General features: G+C 64.5%; 11 protein-coding genes. 6 read left to right on the top strand and 5 right to left on the bottom strand.

What is annotated here, in order from left to right:
- From gatA to gatB, 4 genes are read left to right on the top strand one after another with little or no spacing between them, the layout of a single operon-like run.
- On the top strand, positions 1-1,485 hold the full coding sequence (gene gatA, locus IE122_RS11040) for an Asp-tRNA(Asn)/Glu-tRNA(Gln) amidotransferase subunit GatA (RefSeq protein WP_189621231.1): 1,485 nt from the start codon (positions 1-3) through the stop codon (positions 1,483-1,485).
- A gap of 38 nt (positions 1,486-1,523) precedes the next feature.
- Positions 1,524-1,835 carry a type II toxin-antitoxin system PrlF family antitoxin gene (locus IE122_RS11035; RefSeq protein ID WP_189621230.1) on the top strand — a complete coding sequence of 104 codons (312 nt, stop codon included), beginning with the start codon at positions 1,524-1,526 and terminating at the stop codon, positions 1,833-1,835.
- Positions 1,832-2,236 (top strand): type II toxin-antitoxin system VapC family toxin, encoded by a 405-nt coding sequence (locus IE122_RS11030; protein ID WP_189621229.1) that lies wholly within the window; start codon positions 1,832-1,834, stop codon positions 2,234-2,236. The genes IE122_RS11035 and IE122_RS11030 overlap by 4 nt, the downstream gene beginning before the upstream one ends.
- A 2-nt stretch (positions 2,237-2,238) precedes the next feature.
- A complete protein-coding gene (gatB, locus tag IE122_RS11025; RefSeq protein ID WP_189621228.1) occupies positions 2,239-3,741 on the top strand; it encodes an Asp-tRNA(Asn)/Glu-tRNA(Gln) amidotransferase subunit GatB in 1,503 nt (500 codons plus the stop codon).
- Positions 3,742-3,855: 114 nt separating this feature from the next.
- Here the strand turns inward: gatB and IE122_RS11020 are convergent, their stop codons facing one another.
- The 4 genes from IE122_RS11020 to IE122_RS11005 all read right to left on the bottom strand — a co-directional run bounded on the left by IE122_RS11020 (position 3,856) and on the right by IE122_RS11005 (position 9,648).
- Positions 3,856-4,161: a hypothetical protein gene (locus IE122_RS11020; protein WP_189621227.1), complete on the bottom strand. Its 306-nt coding sequence runs from the start codon at positions 4,159-4,161 to the stop codon at positions 3,856-3,858.
- A gap of 11 nt (positions 4,162-4,172) precedes the next feature.
- Positions 4,173-7,064 (bottom strand): M16 family metallopeptidase, encoded by a 2,892-nt coding sequence (locus IE122_RS11015; RefSeq protein WP_189621226.1) that lies wholly within the window; start codon positions 7,062-7,064, stop codon positions 4,173-4,175.
- Between the two features lie 44 nt (positions 7,065-7,108).
- Positions 7,109-8,239 carry a hypothetical protein gene (locus IE122_RS11010; RefSeq protein ID WP_189621225.1) on the bottom strand — a complete coding sequence of 377 codons (1,131 nt, stop codon included), beginning with the start codon at positions 8,237-8,239 and terminating at the stop codon, positions 7,109-7,111.
- Between the two features lie 272 nt (positions 8,240-8,511).
- Positions 8,512-9,648, bottom strand: a complete 1,137-nt coding sequence (locus IE122_RS11005; protein WP_189621224.1) for a hypothetical protein — start codon at positions 9,646-9,648, stop codon at positions 8,512-8,514.
- A gap of 322 nt (positions 9,649-9,970) precedes the next feature.
- Here IE122_RS11005 and clpB point away from each other — a divergent pair, with 322 nt between their 5' ends.
- Entirely contained in the window at positions 9,971-12,550 is a 2,580-nt protein-coding gene (gene clpB, locus IE122_RS11000; protein WP_189621223.1) for an ATP-dependent chaperone ClpB, read from the top strand.
- Between the two features lie 76 nt (positions 12,551-12,626).
- Here clpB and IE122_RS10995 read toward each other — a convergent pair whose 3' ends face one another.
- Positions 12,627-15,674 (bottom strand): TonB-dependent receptor domain-containing protein, encoded by a 3,048-nt coding sequence (locus tag IE122_RS10995; RefSeq protein WP_189621222.1) that lies wholly within the window; start codon positions 15,672-15,674, stop codon positions 12,627-12,629.
- A 363-nt stretch (positions 15,675-16,037) separates the two neighbouring features.
- Here IE122_RS10995 and IE122_RS10990 point away from each other — a divergent pair, with 363 nt between their 5' ends.
- Positions 16,038-16,748, top strand: a complete 711-nt coding sequence (locus IE122_RS10990) for a 2OG-Fe(II) oxygenase (RefSeq protein WP_189621221.1) — start codon at positions 16,038-16,040, stop codon at positions 16,746-16,748.

Raw genomic sequence — 16,748 nt, 5'->3', positions numbered from 1 at the left:
ATGACCGACCTGACCGATCTGGGCGTCGCCGCCATCCGCGACGGTGTGGCCGGCGGCGCGTTCACCGCGCTCGAAGTGGCCGAAGCTTTCAACGCCAATGTCGCCGCCGCGCAGGGCGCGCTGAACGCCTTCATCGTCGCCACTCCCGAAGCCGCGATCGCGGCGGCGAAGGCAACCGATGCGAAGCGCGCGGCGGGTGAGACGCTGGGCGCGATGGCCGGCGTGCCGATCGGCATGAAGGACCTGTTCGCCACCAAGGGCGTGCAGACCACCGCTGCCAGCGCGATCCTTGAAGGTTTCAAGCCGGAATACGAAAGCACCGTCAGCCAGAAGCTGTGGGATGCCGGCTGCGGCATGCTGGGCAAGCTCAACCTCGATCAGTTCGCCATGGGCTCCTCCAACGAGACCAGCGCATTCGGCAATGTCGTGTCGCCGTGGCGCAAGCCGGGCAGCAACGCGCCGCTGGCTCCGGGTGGTTCCTCGGGCGGTTCGTCCGCCGCCATCGCCGCGCGGCTGTGCCCGGCGGCCACTGGCACCGACACCGGCGGCTCGATCCGCCAGCCCGCCGCGTTCACCGGGATTTCCGGCATCAAGCCGACTTATGGCCGCTGCTCGCGCTGGGGCGTGGTCGCCTTCGCCAGTTCGCTCGATCAGGCCGGGCCGATGGCCCGCGACGTGACCGATTGCGCGATCATGCTGGAAGCGATGGCCGGCTTCGATCCCAAGGACTCGACCAGCCTCGATCTGCCGGTGCCGAACTGGACCGCCGCGCTTTCGGCCGATCTCAAGGGCAAGCGCGTGGGCATCCCGCGCGAGTACCGCATGGACGGGATGGACGAGGAGATCGTCGCGCTGTGGGAACAGGGCAAGGCCTGGCTGCGCGATGCCGGGGCCGAAGTGATCGATATCTCGCTGCCCCACACCAAATATGCGCTGCCGACGTATTACATCATCGCCCCCGCCGAAGCCTCGTCGAACCTCGCCCGTTACGATGGCGTGCGCTATGGCCTGCGCGATCTGCCCGATGGGGCCGGGCTCCAGGACATGTACGCCGCCACCCGCGCTGCCGGGTTCGGCCCGGAGGTCAAGCGCCGCATCCTGATCGGAACCTATGTGCTGTCGGCCGGGTTCTACGACGCCTATTACACGCAGGCGCAGAAAGTGCGCACCCTGATCAGCCGCGATTTCACTGACGCCTTCGCAAGCTGCGACGTGATCCTCGCGCCGACCACGCCGACGGCGGCCTTCGCGCTGGGCGAGAATTCGGACGATCCGCTGGCGATGTACCTGAACGACGTGTTCTCGGTCCCCGCGAGCCTCGCGGGACTGCCGGCAATGTCCGTTCCGGCGGGGCTGTCGAGCGAGGGGCTGCCGCTCGGCCTGCAACTGATCGGCCCCGCGTTTGACGAACAGATCGTGCTGAACGCAGGGCTGGCAATCGAAGCACGGGCCGGGTTCGGTGCGCGGCCGGAGAAGTGGTGGTGATGTTGACGGTAATACCGCTCCAGGGTAATACATGAGCCATGAATGTCCATAGCTCCCTGCAGCGTTACAGTTCGCGGCTGACGACCAAGTATCAGGCGACCATCCCCCAGGCGATCCGTGACGCCTTGGGATTGAAGGCCGGCGATCTGGTCAGCTTCGCGATCGATGCGAACGGGGATGTAGTACTGGGCCGGGCCGCTGACGATGCCCAGCGCGCCGAAAGGGCCGAGCGTCTGGCCGCCGGGGTGCAGGCAGCCCGGCGTAATTTTGCTGCCGAAAACACTCTGCCCGAAGGCATGAGCAGCGAGCAGTGGCTGGCGCTGATGCGGGGGCCGCCGGCAGAAGTATGATCGTCGATTCCAATGTCGTTATCGATGTCCTGCACGGCATCGGCGAACGCAGCGACAAGATCATTCAGGGCTACGTCCAGTTCGCCTCCGAGCGATCGCCTGCGATCAACCCGGTGATCTTCGCCGAAACCGCGTCCGCATCGTCCAGCCTTTCCGCATTCGAGGAGCGACTGGGCGAGCTGGGCCTGAAAGTCGAACCCTTCGATAACGGCGATGCATTCCGCGCCAGCCTCGCATTTCGCGCCTATCGCATGAACGGTGGCCCGCGCACCACGATCCTGCCCGATTTCCTGATCGGCGCGCAGGCCGCCAATCGCGGGTGGCCCATTCTCACGAGTGACCGTAAACGCTTCGAAAGCTATTTTCCCGAAGTCGAGTTGCTCGATCCGCTGGAGTTCTGACCTTGACCGCTTCCACATACCGCATCCACGGAGCCACCGGCGAATGGGAGGTCGTGATCGGCCTTGAAGTCCACGCCCAGGTCACCAGCCAGTCCAAGCTGTTCTCCGGATCGGCCACTGCTTTCGGGGCCGAGCCGAACAGCCAGGTTTCGCTGATCGATGCGGCGATGCCGGGCATGTTGCCGGTGCTCAACGGGGAATGCATCCGCCAGGCGGTGCGCACCGGCTTGGCCATTAACGCCCAGATCAACAAGTGGTCGCGCTTCGATCGCAAGAACTACTTCTACGCCGATCTGCCGCAGGGCTACCAGATCAGCCAGCTCTACCACCCGCTGGTGGGCGAGGGGGAGATCGAGATCATCCTGGATGACAAGGACCCCGAAGGCTCCACCAAGACCATCGGCATCGAGCGCATCCATGTCGAGCAGGATGCCGGCAAGCTGATGCACGATCAGCACCCGACGATGTCCTATGTCGACCTTAACCGCTCCGGCGTGGCGCTGATGGAGATCGTCAGCCGGCCCGACATGCGGTCTCCCGCCGAGGCAGGGGCTTACCTCTCGAAGTTGCGCACGATCCTGCGCTATGTCGGCAGTTGCGACGGCAACATGGATCAGGGATCGATGCGCGCCGACGTCAACGTCTCGGTGCGCCGCCCCGGCGAACCGCTGGGCACCCGCACCGAAACCAAGAACGTGAACTCCGTGCGGTTCGTGATGCAGGCGATCGAGCATGAGGCGAGCCGGCAGGTCGATGTGCTCGAAGCGGGCGGCAAGATCGTCCAGGAAACCCGGCTGTTCGATCCGGGCACCGGCTCCACCCGCTCGATGCGTTCGAAGGAAGACGCGCACGATTACCGCTACTTTCCTGACCCGGACCTGCTGCCGCTGGTGCTGGACGATGCCTTTGTCGAAGAATGCCGCGCCTCGCTGCCCGAGCTTCCCGATGCGAAGCGCCATCGCTACGAAACCGAACTTGGCCTGTCGGCCTACAACGCCGGCGTGCTGACCGCCGATGTCGAGACCGCGCGCTGGTTCGAGCGGCTGCTGGGCGAAACCGCCAAGGCCGCTGCGAAGCAGCCCGCCGAAGTCGCGAAGCAGGCGGCCAACTGGCTGATCTCGGAATTGTTCGGCGCGCTCAACAAGCTTGGCAGCTCGCTGGAACAGTCCTCGGTGACGCCGGAAAAGGGCGGCGAATTGCTGGCGCTGGTCAGCAAGGGCACGATTTCCGGATCGATCGCCAAGCAGGTGCTGGAGAAGATGCTGGAAACCGGAGACGGCGCCGCCGCCATCGTCGAACGCGAGGGGCTGGTGCAGGAATCCGATACCGGCGCGATCGAGGCCAAGGTCGACGAAATCCTCGCCGCTAACGCCGACAAGGTTGCCCAGTACAAGGACGGCAAGGTCGCGCTGTTCGGCTTCTTCGTCGGCCAGACGATGAAGGCCATGCAGGGCAAGGCCAACCCGCAGGTTGTGAACGAGATACTGAAGGCGAAGCTGGGGTGATGGTGCGCGCCGCCCGGCCATGAAAAAGCCCCGCCGGTGCCGCTGCGCCGGCAGGACTTTTCGTCGATGATCAGGACTTTACGGGCGGACGCGGGGCCTTATAATTTCATCCGGCTATACTCGGCGACTGCCCGTTAGTGCCATCGTCCCGAACATCCCCGCCTTTACGTGGCCTGATAATACTTCGCCCTCGATCAATGCTGTGCAGTCCAGCGTCATCGGGAGCGGCTTCGAAAGCTTCATCTGCCAGAACAGCGTAGTTCCGGAGATGCAGCCGCCCGAAATTTCGAGATTGCCCATCTCGCCGTAGATCCGGCCGACGAAACGGACGGCGTCGATCGGCGTCACTTCGAGCACCCCCTTTTGCGTTCCCATCGGGGTTGCGATCGCGCACGTCCACGTGCCGGCGACGCCGCTCATCGAATCTTTCATCATTGTGCCGCCTTGACCGTTTGTATCGTGATCGGCCAGCCCAGCTTCTTCAATTGCGGGCCGACCAGCCCGGCATCGCCCACGACGACGAAGGTCATGTCCTTGCTGGTGATGAATGTCCGCGCCGCCGCGTCGATGTCGGTCGATCCGGTGGCGCGGTAGGCCTGGGCGAGCCTGGCGTAGTAATCATCCGGGCGGCCAAGCCGGCCGATCGCCTGCATCGCCGTCAGTACCGCGGCGTTGGTTTCGAACTGGCCGGGCATTGCCCGGATCGCGCCTTCGGTGACGCGCTGGTGTTCCTCTGCGCTCACCGGTTGCCTGGCGGGCAGGGCATCGATGTCGGTCACGATCGCGCGGATCGCGTCGGCGGTGCGGTCGGCCTGCACCGGCGCGCTGACCAGGAACGCGCGCGGGCCGGTGGTGAGCGGGATGCTGCTGTAGACGCCGTAGCTCCACCCCTTCTGCTCGCGCAGATCGAGGTTGAGGCGGGACAGGAAGCCGCCGGCGAGCACGTCGTTGGCCAGCGCCAGCGGCACTTGCGCCGGGCCGCGCCCCGCCACCGGCAGCACCCGGCCGGCGAGGATCACCGACTGCGGCGAACCGGGGCGATCGATGAGGATCACGCGGCGCGTGGCAGCGGGGGGCGCGGCGTCCAGCGGCTTGGCCGGTGCCGCGCCTGCGGGGACCGCCCAGTTTCCGAACGCGCGTTCGAGCAGGGGCTTCAACTGGTCCATGCCGATATCGCCGACCACGGTGATGCGGGCCAGGTCCGGGCGCAGCCAGCGCGTCCAGGCGGCACGCAGCGTCTCCGGCGTCATCGCCGCCAGCGCGGCGGCATCGCCAAGGCCGTCTTCCGCCTGCGCATAAGGATGGGTGCCATAGATCGCCGCGCCGAGCGTGCGCGCGGCGAGCGCATCGGGATCGGACCCCAGTTGCGCCAGCGCGGCGCGGCGCTGGTCGGCGATGCGGGCGAAATCGGGCCCCGCGAAGCTCGGGCGGCGGACGATATCTGCCATCAGGTCGAGCGAGGGGCCAAGGTTGTCGGTCAGCGCCGAGAGCCGGACCGAGCTGGTATCGGTATCGGCACCCGCATCGATCGACGCGCCGAGCCGTTCCTGATCCTCCGCCAGTTGCGTGGCATCGCGGCCGGCGGCACCCTGTTCCAGCATGGCCAGCATGAACCCCTGCGTGCCCGGCGTGTCGAGTGCATCGGCGGCGGTGCCGGCATCGAAATCGAGCGAGAGCAGGACCTTGGGAACGGCGGTGCGCCGGGCCAGGGCCACCGTTATGCCGTTCGACAAGGTAGCGTGCTCGATCGCCGGGAATACCGGATCGCCGATCGGTGCGACCGGCGGGGCGGAGCGCGGCGGCGGCGGGGGCAGCGGGGCAGCCTTGGTGGTGCGCTGGGGCTTGTGCGCGAGTGAGGCCGGTTCATCGCCCCAGCCGCCCATCGCATCGCCGCTGTCGGTACGGGCACCGGGCACCACCGCGAGGGCCAGCGCCGGACGCCCCATCCAGCGGTTCATTGCCGCGCGGATCGTTTCCGGGGTCAGCGCCGCGATATCGGCGAGGTCCTTGGCGAAGCGGCCGGGATCGCCGGCATAGGCCTCCCCCTCCGCCAACGTCGCGCCTTTGCCGCTGAACCCGCCGACCTGTTCGAGCGCGCCGATCTGGGCGGACAGGGTGGTGACGACCGCACGGCGCACTTCGTCTTCGCTCGGCCCGTCGCGCAGGAAGCGGGCGATCTCGGCATCAAGGGCGGCTTCGGCATCGGCCCGGGCGACGCCGGGCTTCACGTCCATCGTCACCTGCAGGAAGCTGGTGCTGACTTGGGCATCGACCGATGCGGTGACGGCCACCGCGAGTTGCTTGCCGCGCACCAGCTCGTTGTCGAGCCGCGAGCTGGCCAGCCCGCCCAAGATGAATGCGCCAACCTGCAGGGCGGTGGTATCGGCCTCGTTCATTCCGGGCACCGTCCAGTTGCGGGTCAGGCGCAGGACTTCGACCCGATCCGCAAGGTCGCGGTGGACGGGCGCGGGGAGAGTGACCGGCCCGGCCGTCACCGGGGCCACATCGGGGCCGCGGGGGATGCCGCCGAACCACTGCTCCACCTTGGCGCGGGCGGTGGCAGCGTCGATATCGCCCGACAGCACCAGCACCGCGTTGTTCGGGCCGTAGTGATCGGTGAACCATGCCCGCACATCGGCAAGGCTGGCGGCGTCAAGATCGGCCATCGAACCGATCGGGCTGTGGCGATAGGGATGCCCCACCGGCAGCAGCCCTTCGGCCAGCGCATAGTCGAACAGACCATAGGGCTGATTGTCATGCTGGCGCTTCTCGTTCTGCACCACGCCGCGCTGCTTGTTGAGCTTGTCCTGCGTCACCGCCGGCAGGAGATAGCCCATGCGGTCGCTTTCCATGAACAGCGCCAGGTCCAGCGCGCCGGTGGGCACGGTCTCGACATAATTGGTGCGGTCGAACGCGGTCGATCCGTTGGTCGGCGTGGAACCGGCGGCTTCGAGCGGAATGTCGAAGTTGGGAACGTGGGCCGAACCGCCGAAGAACAGGTGTTCGTACAGGTGGGCAAACCCGGTGCGGCCTTTCGGTTCGTGCTTGGAGCCGACCTTGTAGTAGATCGTGACCGCCACGATCGGGGCCTTGCGATCGGTGTGGACGATCGTCGTCAGGCCATTGGCGAGGACGAACTTCTCATAAGGGATCGCCACCTTGCTGACGAGCTGCTGCGGAGTGGCCGGAGCAGGGGGCTGCACGGCAGATTCGCCGGCCGCTTGCGGTGCCTGAGGCGGGACATGGGCGCAGGCGCTGAGGGTCAGGGCCGAGGCAAGCAGGGCGGCGACGGCGCGTTTGCGCGCGGCAGGGGGGAAAGCCATGGTGCCACCATAGCAACTCCCGCCCGCCGCGCTGCAAGAATTTGCTAGAACCGATAGCCCACAAACAGCGATACGCTGTCATAACCGGCCTTGTGGACGATCTCGTTATTGGCATGGGTATAGAGGACGCCCAGACGCAGCAGATCGGCGTCGGTACGCTGCTCGGCCTCGCGCATGCGCAGGCCGAAACTGATCGAGGCTTCGTGAATCTTGCGGTAAGCGAGCTTGTCGCCAGTGCCGAGGGTGAACACGTAGCTGGCGCGGATAGAAGTGTCGCGGCCCAGAGCCCGCCCCTTGATTGGCAACTGATAGGCGATACCGTTACGGAACCAGGTATTTTGCTGCTTGAAGAAGTTGGCCTTGTCCTGATCGGCGATGCCGGTGCGGACGGATCGGGTGTGACCGACCATGTTCCCCAGCGTGACTTCGCCGCGCCCCGCCGCATCGATGCGAAGATTGCTCGCTAGGGAGGCCGTAACCACTTCCCCATTGCCGCCCAGCGTGCTGTCGGCCGAAGTGATCGTATAGGCGAGGCGCGGCGTAACCCACCAGTTTGGTTTGAGCGGCACGCTCAGGCCGACGGCCAGCCCGCCGGAGAACGATGAGAGGTTGCCATGTGCGCCGGAGATGCCACCCTTGGACTTGTTGACGCGCACGTAATTGAGCGGAACGGCGATGGTCAGCCGCGTGCGACTGCCCTCGGATAACTGGATTCCCCGACCGTAGCGCACTTCGACCCGCTGACCGCTTTCGTTGGCGACATCCCATTGCGATATCGTGCTTCCGACGACGTTGGAATCGCCGCTGGCGTCGAAGTTGAAATCCATGTCGAGCCCGTCGGCGATGGACTTGAACGTCGGCCCGGCCGGCACGCCGCATGTACCCTGGAAGGGATTGCCGCCTTGATTGGTTTCAAACGGCACGCCGAGCTGTCCGAGCTGCGCGACGGGGACATAAACAATTTGCTGGTCAGACCCGGGGACGGCGATGGAAGGCTGCCCATCACCGGGACGTTCGACGACCGGATAGGTGCCAGCAGGAAGGAACGGCTGGGGTGCGGTGATCGTAACAGATTGAGCGCCGTCGCACGATGTATTGGCAAAGGCCACGCCCGGTATCGCCAATGCCGTGCCCATGACTGCACCAGCCACAAAAATGGATTTTTTATCAATCATTTCGAATAGCCCCGCGAATACTGCAAAGCAGTCGCCATGCCCGCGTGGCGACTGTTTCGACAAGTAGAGATGGCTAATCGGCGTTTAATGATTCGGAAATACGCGCTGGAAACGGGCCGGAGTTCGCAGACCTTATTTCAAACCGATGTTGCTGTGGAGCAACATCGCTCGAACGGGGTATGCGGCGCGCCCTCTTCGGTTGCAATCACAAATAGAGTCGTTATCCCGTCCGCGCCACCCCGGACCTTACGGGGTGGCGCGGACGCGTCTTTTCAGAACCGGTAGCCGATGAAGAGGCTGACCGAATCGTAATCGGCCTTCTTCATCATGTCGTTGCCGGCATGTGTATACATCACGCCCACGCGCAGCAGATCGGCGTCGGTGCGCTGTTCGGTTTCGCGCATGCGCAGGCCGAAGCTGATCGCGCCTTCGTGGATCTTGCGGTACGAAAGCTGATCCTTGGTGCCCAGCGTGAACACATAGCTGGCGCGCACCGAAGTATCGCGGCCGAACACCCGGCTCTTGAGCGGCAACTGGTACGCGAGGCCGTTGCGGAACCAGAAGTTCTGCTGCTTGAGGTAATCGGCCTTGTCCTGCCCCGAAAGGCCGGCGCGCACGGTCTGGGTGTAGCCGACCATGTTGCCCATCGTCAGCTCGCCACGGCCGAAGCCGGCGAGGCGCACGTTGCTGGACACCGTTGCCGCCACCAGTTCGCCATCGCCGCCGATCGCATCGCTGGCCTTGGTCAGGGTGTAGCTGACGCGGGGGGTGATCCACCAGTTGTTCGAGACCGGAACGCTTAATCCGACGCCGATCCCGGCCGAGAACGCCGACAGGCTGCCATGCGCTCCGGCGATGCCGCCCTTGGCCGAACCGACGCGGACGTAGTTTACCGGCACGGTGATGGTCAGCCGGGTGCGGCTGCCCTCGGAAAGCTGGAAGCCGCGGCCATACTTGAGTTCGGCGCGCTGCCCGTCCTCATTGGCGACGCCCCACTGGGTGATCGATCCGCCCAGCACGCTGGAATCGCCCTTGGCGTCGAAATCGAAGTTCATGTCGAGAGCATCGGCAACCGCAGTGTAGGTCGCGCCGACCGGGGCACCGCACGTGAACTGGAACGGGTTGCCGCCCGCCTGCTGGGTGAACGGGATGCCCAGCGCCGAAAGCTGCGTGACGGGGATGTAGAAACCGCCGGCGGGCAGAGCCGGCTGGGGAACGAAGATTGCCGGCACCCCGTCCGATGGGCGCGGTACGACGTGATAGCTGCCGTTGGGAATGAAGCCGCCGCCGTTGGCGATGGTCAGCGTCGGCGCGCCGGCGCACGACGTGTTGGCGAATGCGACGCTGGGAATGGCCAGCGCGGTGCCGACGACTGCACCGGCCACGACGATGGATCTGGTATCGAACATGTGAACTTGCCCCTCTGCCCCGACCCAGGCGCGCGTAAAGCCCCGCCGCGCCTGATCTATGTAATTGCGACTAATTCGCTTTTCGGCATTTGGGAATAGCGGGCTTTTTAACGCTAATTGCAGATGTGCACATTTCCTCGTGGCGTTGCTGTGCTGCCACATCACCACAACGGGGTATGTCGGGCGGGGGCTTGATAGATTGGGGTCCAATCCCATCTTGCGTGCGGAGACCTGGGGCGACCGGCAGCAAAAAATCAAACACACTGCCCTTGTGTTGTAAAAATGCAACACTACATCCTCTGGGTCAGGAGGAATTCGTCTCATGAATCTCGAAAAGTTCACCGATCGCGCCAAGGGTTTTCTGCAGGCGGCGCAGACTGTGGCGATCCGGCTCAACCATCAGCGGATCGGCCCCGAACATGTGCTGAAGGCGCTGCTCGATGATCCCGAAGGCATGGCTGCCGGGCTGATCCAGCGCAGCGGCGGCAATGCCGGCTATGCGATCCAGGAACTGGACCGCGCGCTGGCCAAGCTGCCCGCCGTTTCCGGTTCGGGCGCGGCCGGGGCACCGGGGCTTGATGCCGAAGCGATCCGCGTGCTCGATGCGGCCGAACAGGCAGCCACCAAGTCCGGCGACAGCTTCGTCACCGTGGAACGGCTGTTGCTGGCCCTCGCGCTCGCCACCACCACGCCCGCCGGGCAGGCGCTCAAGGCCGCCAATGTCACGCCGCAGGGGCTGGAAGCGGCGATCACCCAGCTTCGCGGTGGCCGCAAGGCCGACAGCGCCGGGGCGGAGAACGCTTACGACGCGATGAAGAAGTACGCCCGCGACCTGACCGAGGCGGCGCGTTCGGGCAAGCTCGATCCGGTGATCGGCCGCGACGAGGAAATCCGGCGCACCGTGCAGATCCTGGCGCGGCGGACCAAGAACAACCCCGTGCTGATCGGTGATCCCGGCGTCGGCAAGACCGCCATCGCCGAAGGCCTGGCGCTGCGCATCGCCAATGGCGACGTGCCCGACAGCCTCAAGGACCGCAGCCTGATGGCGCTCGACATGGGCGCACTGATCGCCGGCGCGAAGTATCGCGGCGAGTTCGAGGAACGGCTCAAGGCGGTGCTGGACGAAGTGAAGGGCGCGGAAGGCCAGATCATCCTGTTCATCGACGAGATGCACACGCTTATCGGCGCGGGCGCTTCCGAAGGCTCGATGGATGCCGGCAATCTGCTCAAGCCGGCGCTGGCGCGTGGCGAACTGCACTGCATCGGCGCGACCACGCTCGACGAATACCAGAAGTACGTCGAAAAGGACGCCGCGCTGCAGCGCCGTTTCCAGCCGGTCTTCGTGGGCGAGCCGACGGTGGAGGACACCATCTCCATCCTGCGCGGGCTCAAGGAAAAGTACGAGCTGCACCATGGCGTGCGCATCACCGATGGCGCGCTGGTGGCGGCGGCCACGCTGTCCAACCGCTACATCACCAACCGCTTCCTGCCCGACAAGGCGATCGACCTGATGGACGAGGCCGCCAGCCGCATCCGCATGGAAGTGGAAAGCAAGCCCGAGGAGATCGAGAAGCTCGATCGCCGCATCGTCCAGCTCAAGATCGAGGAGATGGCGCTCGGCAAGGAGAGCGACGCGGCCAGCAAGGACCGCCTTGCCACCCTGCGCGAGGATCTCGCCAATCTCGAACAGCAGTCGAGCGAGCTGACCACCCGCTGGCAGAACGAGCGCGACAAGATCGCCGCTGAGGGCAAGCTCAAGGAGCAGCTAGACGCCGCGCGCAGCGAACTGGAGCAGGCGCAGCGCGGCGGTGATTATGCGCGGGCGGGCGAACTGTCCTACAGCACGATCCCGGCGCTGGAGCAGAAACTGGCCGACGCGCAGGGCGAGGCAACCAATGCGCTGCTGCGCGAGGAAGTGACCGAGGATGACATCGCCTCGGTCGTCTCCAAGTGGACGGGCGTGCCGGTCGACAAGATGCTGCAGGGCGAGCGCGAGAAGCTGCTGCGCATGGAGCAGGTGCTGGGCGAGCGCGTGATCGGCCAGCGCGATGCGGTGGTGGCGGTATCCAAGGCGGTGCGGCGTGCCCGCGCCGGGCTTCAGGACCCCAATCGCCCGCTCGGCTCGTTCCTGTTCCTCGGCCCCACCGGCGTCGGCAAGACCGAACTGACCAAGGCGCTGGCCGGGTTCCTGTTCGACGATGACACCGCGATGGTGCGCATCGACATGTCGGAGTTCATGGAAAAGCACGCGGTCGCCCGCCTGATCGGTGCGCCTCCGGGCTATGTCGGTTACGAGGAAGGCGGCGTGCTCACCGAAGCGGTTCGCCGACGGCCCTATCAGGTGGTCCTGTTCGACGAGGTCGAGAAGGCGCACGCCGATGTGTTCAACGTGCTGCTCCAGGTGCTCGACGACGGGCGGCTGACCGATGGCCAGGGCCGGCTGGTGGATTTCACCAACACCCTCATCATCCTCACCAGCAACCTGGGCAGCCAGTTCCTCGCCAACCTGCCGGACGGGCAGGACGTGGACACGGTGGAGCCGCAAGTGATGGAAGTGGTGCGCGGGCATTTCCGGCCGGAATTCCTCAACCGGCTGGACGAGATCGTGCTGTTCCACCGCCTCGGCCAGGAACACATGGGCCCGATCGTAGATATCCAGGTGAACCGGGTGCAGAAGCTGCTGAAGGACCGCAAGATCGTCCTCGACCTGACCGACGCCGCCAAGCGCTGGCTCGGCCGCGTCGGCTACGACCCGGTCTATGGCGCCCGCCCCCTGAAGCGCGCCGTCCAGCGCTACTTGCAGGACCCCTTGGCGGAACGCCTGCTGGCCGGTGAGGTGCCGGATGGCGCGACCGTGCACATCGATGAGGGTGAGGGGGCGCTGGCGATCAGCGTGGGGTGATTGCGATCGGATGTGCCCGAGCAAAAAGGGCCGGGAAGCACATGCTTCCCGGCCCTTTTTCATGCTTGTCGATAAATCAGAGTTTGGCCTTCACGCCCATGTAGAACGAACGGCCGGTGGCATCGACCGGATACGCGACTGCACCGACGTCCGGCTTGGTATCGAGCACGTTGTCGACACCGCCATAAAGGGTGAAATTGTCCGCCACATCGACGGCCATGTAGAGGTTGTGTTCCCACTTCTCCTTGTACCACATGTATTCGCTGGGGAAGTAGTCAGGGTTTGCCTTGGCCTGCGCGGCGCTGGCCCGGCGGGTCTTGTCCCACCAGTTGATTCCGTAATTGATGGTAACGGCGTTGCGGGTCCAGGTGAGGTCCAGATTGCCGCTGTACTTCGGGGCGGGATAGACAAGCACGGTGCCGTTGGGGCCGTTTCCGACCTGATTTTCCGCTTCCGCACCCACGTCAGGCACGATCGAAAGCTTGTCCAGATAGTTACCGACTAGCCTGAGCGTGAAAGTGCCGATGTCCGCTTTTGGCGTAAAGCTGTACACCACCGTCAGGTCGAGACCTGCGGTCTTGTAAGAAGCCACGTTCAACGGCAGAACGGTCCAGTCGTTGACGTAGCCGTTAGTGCTGCTGCGTCCGATCAGATCACAGAACTGGTTATCCAGTGTTGCGCCATCATAGCACAGATCGACGACCTTTTGGAGCTGCGCGTAGTTGATCGCCTTGGTCAGGTTGATGTTGTACCAGTCCGCGCTGGCCGTGAAGCCGGGCAGGAAGCTGGGCCGCAGAACCAGACCGGCGGTCCATGTTTTGGCGGTTTCTGCCTTGAGATTGGCATTCCCGCCGACTGTCCCCGGAATGCTGCTGTTCTGGGGAGAGGTCGTGTCATTGGCGGGGTCAAACAGGTAATTGCCAGCGCCGTCTTTGGCATTGATGTCAATGCCCAAGGCGGCAAGTGCCGCTGTGCAGTTGGCAACGCGCGTTGAAGTCCCCTCGGCCAGGCGTTCCGGACCGCATGGATCGACGACAAAGTCAAAACCGGTGCTCGCGCCCGCGAACAGTTCCGAGATGTTGGGGGCCCGAACCGATTGCGAATAGGTCCCCCGAATGGTGATGTCCGAAATCGGCGAATATGTGCCGTTGACGCTCCATGTGGTTGTCGATCCGACAGTCGAATAGTCGGAGAAGCGGACGGCACCGCCGGCGCTCAGTTCCTTGGCGAACGGAACATTGGCCAGCAAGGGCAGCCTGACTTCGCCGTAGACTTCCTTGACATCGAACGAGCCGCGATCGACGGTGGATGCGCCGTAGCTGGCGAGAAGTCCGGCCTGACGCAACGGGTCCGGGACGGACAGGCTCTTCTCCTTGCGATATTCCGCACCGATGGCAAACCCGACCGGACCGCCGGGCAGATTGAAGAACGCGCCGGTGTCCCCGGAAATGGATGCCGATGCCACGTATTGCTCAAGCCGAGCCAGTTCGTGAAGCGTCGCCGAAACCCAAGCAGCGGCTTCCGGCGAGGGAGAGCCGTTGCCCAGGATGTTGAGCGGCACGCATTCGCCCGGAGCAAACGTGATCGGCGTGGATGTCGAGGTTGCAGGATCGTAAGTGCCCGGCAGGAACGGCACGCCGCCGTAGTTTTCCGAGAAGAACGATGTCTGGCCCGGCAGATTGATCCGGCAAGTCACATTTCCGGTGCCGTCATCGACGGCGTCCAGGGCCGCGTAGTATCGATCGGCAATACGCGCGTTCGTGGTGGTCGATTTCTGGGTCGATCTGCCATAAACGAACGAAACATCGTAGCGCAGATGGTCGGAAAGGTCACCCTCGGCACCGATCACGCCGCGCCACAGCTCCCGGTTGAGCGAGTATTTTGACCGTGCGTAGTCAAAATTGTCCCGACTGACGAGTGCTCCGCCAGGTGCCAGCGCTCCGAATTTTTCGTTGAGATAGAAATTGTCGGGAGCGAGAACGGTATAAAAATCGTAGCTTGGTTGCGACAGCGTGTCCGAGTGCGATTTGACGTACTTGCCCTCAAAGTACACGTTCAATGCCGGGCTGAATTCATAGTGACCCAGCACGTTCGCAATATGCTTGCGGGTATACGGCACAAAGTCGCCATAATAGGTTTCCCGCGGAGTGCTGTCGCCGCCGATCGTGAATGCCGTGCCGGGAACATAGGTGCCCCGATCGTATACGGTGCCTTCACCCGTGTAGTCAGACAGCCCGTCGAAATCCACGTCAACCGCGCCACCCGGCGAACTGTCCGCCCAGCGCAGGCCGGTCATCAGCACGCGATCGGGGACATTGGGATCGTCGCCCGCCGAGCCGGGCGAGCCATCGGCAGGGTTGCGCTGCAACGAATAACTGGGGCCGGTCTTGCCGTAGTTGAGTCGCTGGCTCTGCGAAAAACGATCGGTTTCGTTGAACTCATAGGCCACGGTGATATTGCCGCGACCGTCCGCAAAATTCTTCCCGAACGTAGCGGCACCGAAACGCTGGCCGGCATCGCCACGCTGCGAGATCGTGTTCTGGGCTCGCAGGTTGAGACCGTCGAAGTCCTTCTTCATGATGAAGTTGACCACGCCGGAGACGCCGTCCGCACCATAGATCGCGCCGACGCCGCCGGTCAGCACATCGACGCGCTCGACCAGATCGGTGGGGATCGTGTTGATGTCCACGGCTGCGGTACCGGGAGAACCGGACACATGCCGCCGCCCATCGACCAGGACCAGTGTCCGATCCGCGCCGAGATTCCGCAGGTTGAGGAAGTTCGTGCCGACCGCATCAGCGTTCACGCTGTTGCCGCCGCCATTGTCGATGCTGCGGGTCGATCCGAGGAGCGCGGGCGAATCCGCGAGGAATTCGGTCAGGTTGGTCTTGCCCGAGCGTTCGATCGTGGCCGAGGTGATCGCCACGATCGGGTTAGGAGCATCGAATCCCGGGATCGGCTTGATCCGCGAGCCGGTGACGATGATCGTGTCTTCGGCCACTGCCGCGTCATCGGCCGCCGCGGTATCCTGCGCCATCGCCTCGCCGGCAGCGCCCAGCGATATTGCCGCGAGGGTCAGGCAGGTGGCGCTGCGCAGCGCGGACTTGCGGTAGGAAGATCTCATAATGGTGTGCCCCTTGGTTTTCTCTGGGTCCGTCCATCGGCCAGCGTGACCATCCACGATGTGCGACCCGATCGGCGACAGCCCGGCATGGTGATGCTCTTTCGCCGTCAATTGCTTCTTGTTGCGTGACCTGAATCTTGATTCAACATTTTAAGCCCTCGCCCCGGAATTGCGCCGGCAACTGTTGCACTGTTGCAACAAGCGTGCGGAATCAGCTTTGACTGCCTTCGGGCTCGACCCTAGGGCCGGATGGTTCATAATCGGTTACTGTTCTGACACTTCGATCGACAATTTCGGCCAACTGCGGCGACTCGATCGGGTCGGGCTCTGGCTTCGGGCCGGTGCCTCGGCTAGACAATCGTCATGCAGTTCGCCTTGGCTCCCCGCTCCGATATTGCCGCTCTGGCGCAGCGCTTCGCGTCACAAGGCTTCGTTTCGATCGATGGGCTGCTGCCAGATGACCAGGCCGAGGCGCTGGCCGCATCGCTTCGGCGGGACGAGAGCTGGGTCGAAGTGCTCAACGCCGGAGAGAAGGTCTACGAGATCGCGCTCAGCGATTATCGGGGCTTCGATCCCGGAACGCGCAAGACGTTTGAAGAAGCAGTTGCCCGCTCGGCGCGCGAGGGGTTTCAGTTTCATTTCCGCACCATTCGCGTGCCGGACGATGACGCCGCGCGCCGGGAGCGTGATTTGCTGGTCGATCGCTTCGCCCGGTTTCTCAACAGCGCGGCGGTGCTGGAACTGCTCAAGGCGGTGACCGGCCGCGATCGGGTCAATCTGCTGGACGCCCAGGCGACGCTGTTTGCCGCCGGGCATTTCCTGAGCAGCCACGATGATGATGTGGCCGGCAAGAATCGCCAGGCCGCCTATGTCGTCGGGCTGAGCCGGGGCTGGCAGCCCGACTGGGGCGGCTTGCTGCTGTTTCCCGATGGTGATGACCTGCGCGGGTTCGTGCCGGCGTTCAACAGCATGCGGCTGTTCGCGGTGCCGCGCCAGCACTGCGTCACCCAGGTGGCATCCTGGGTGGAGGAAGCGCGGCTATCGATCACCGGCTGGCTGCGCGTGCTGGGTTAG

Origin of the sequence: Novosphingobium colocasiae, assembly GCF_014652555.1 — a bacterium.
Classification (GTDB): Bacteria; Pseudomonadota; Alphaproteobacteria; order Sphingomonadales; family Sphingomonadaceae; genus Novosphingobium; species Novosphingobium colocasiae.
The sequence above is the reverse complement of the archived record's forward strand: the minus strand, read 5'-3'. Positions and strand labels throughout refer to the sequence as shown.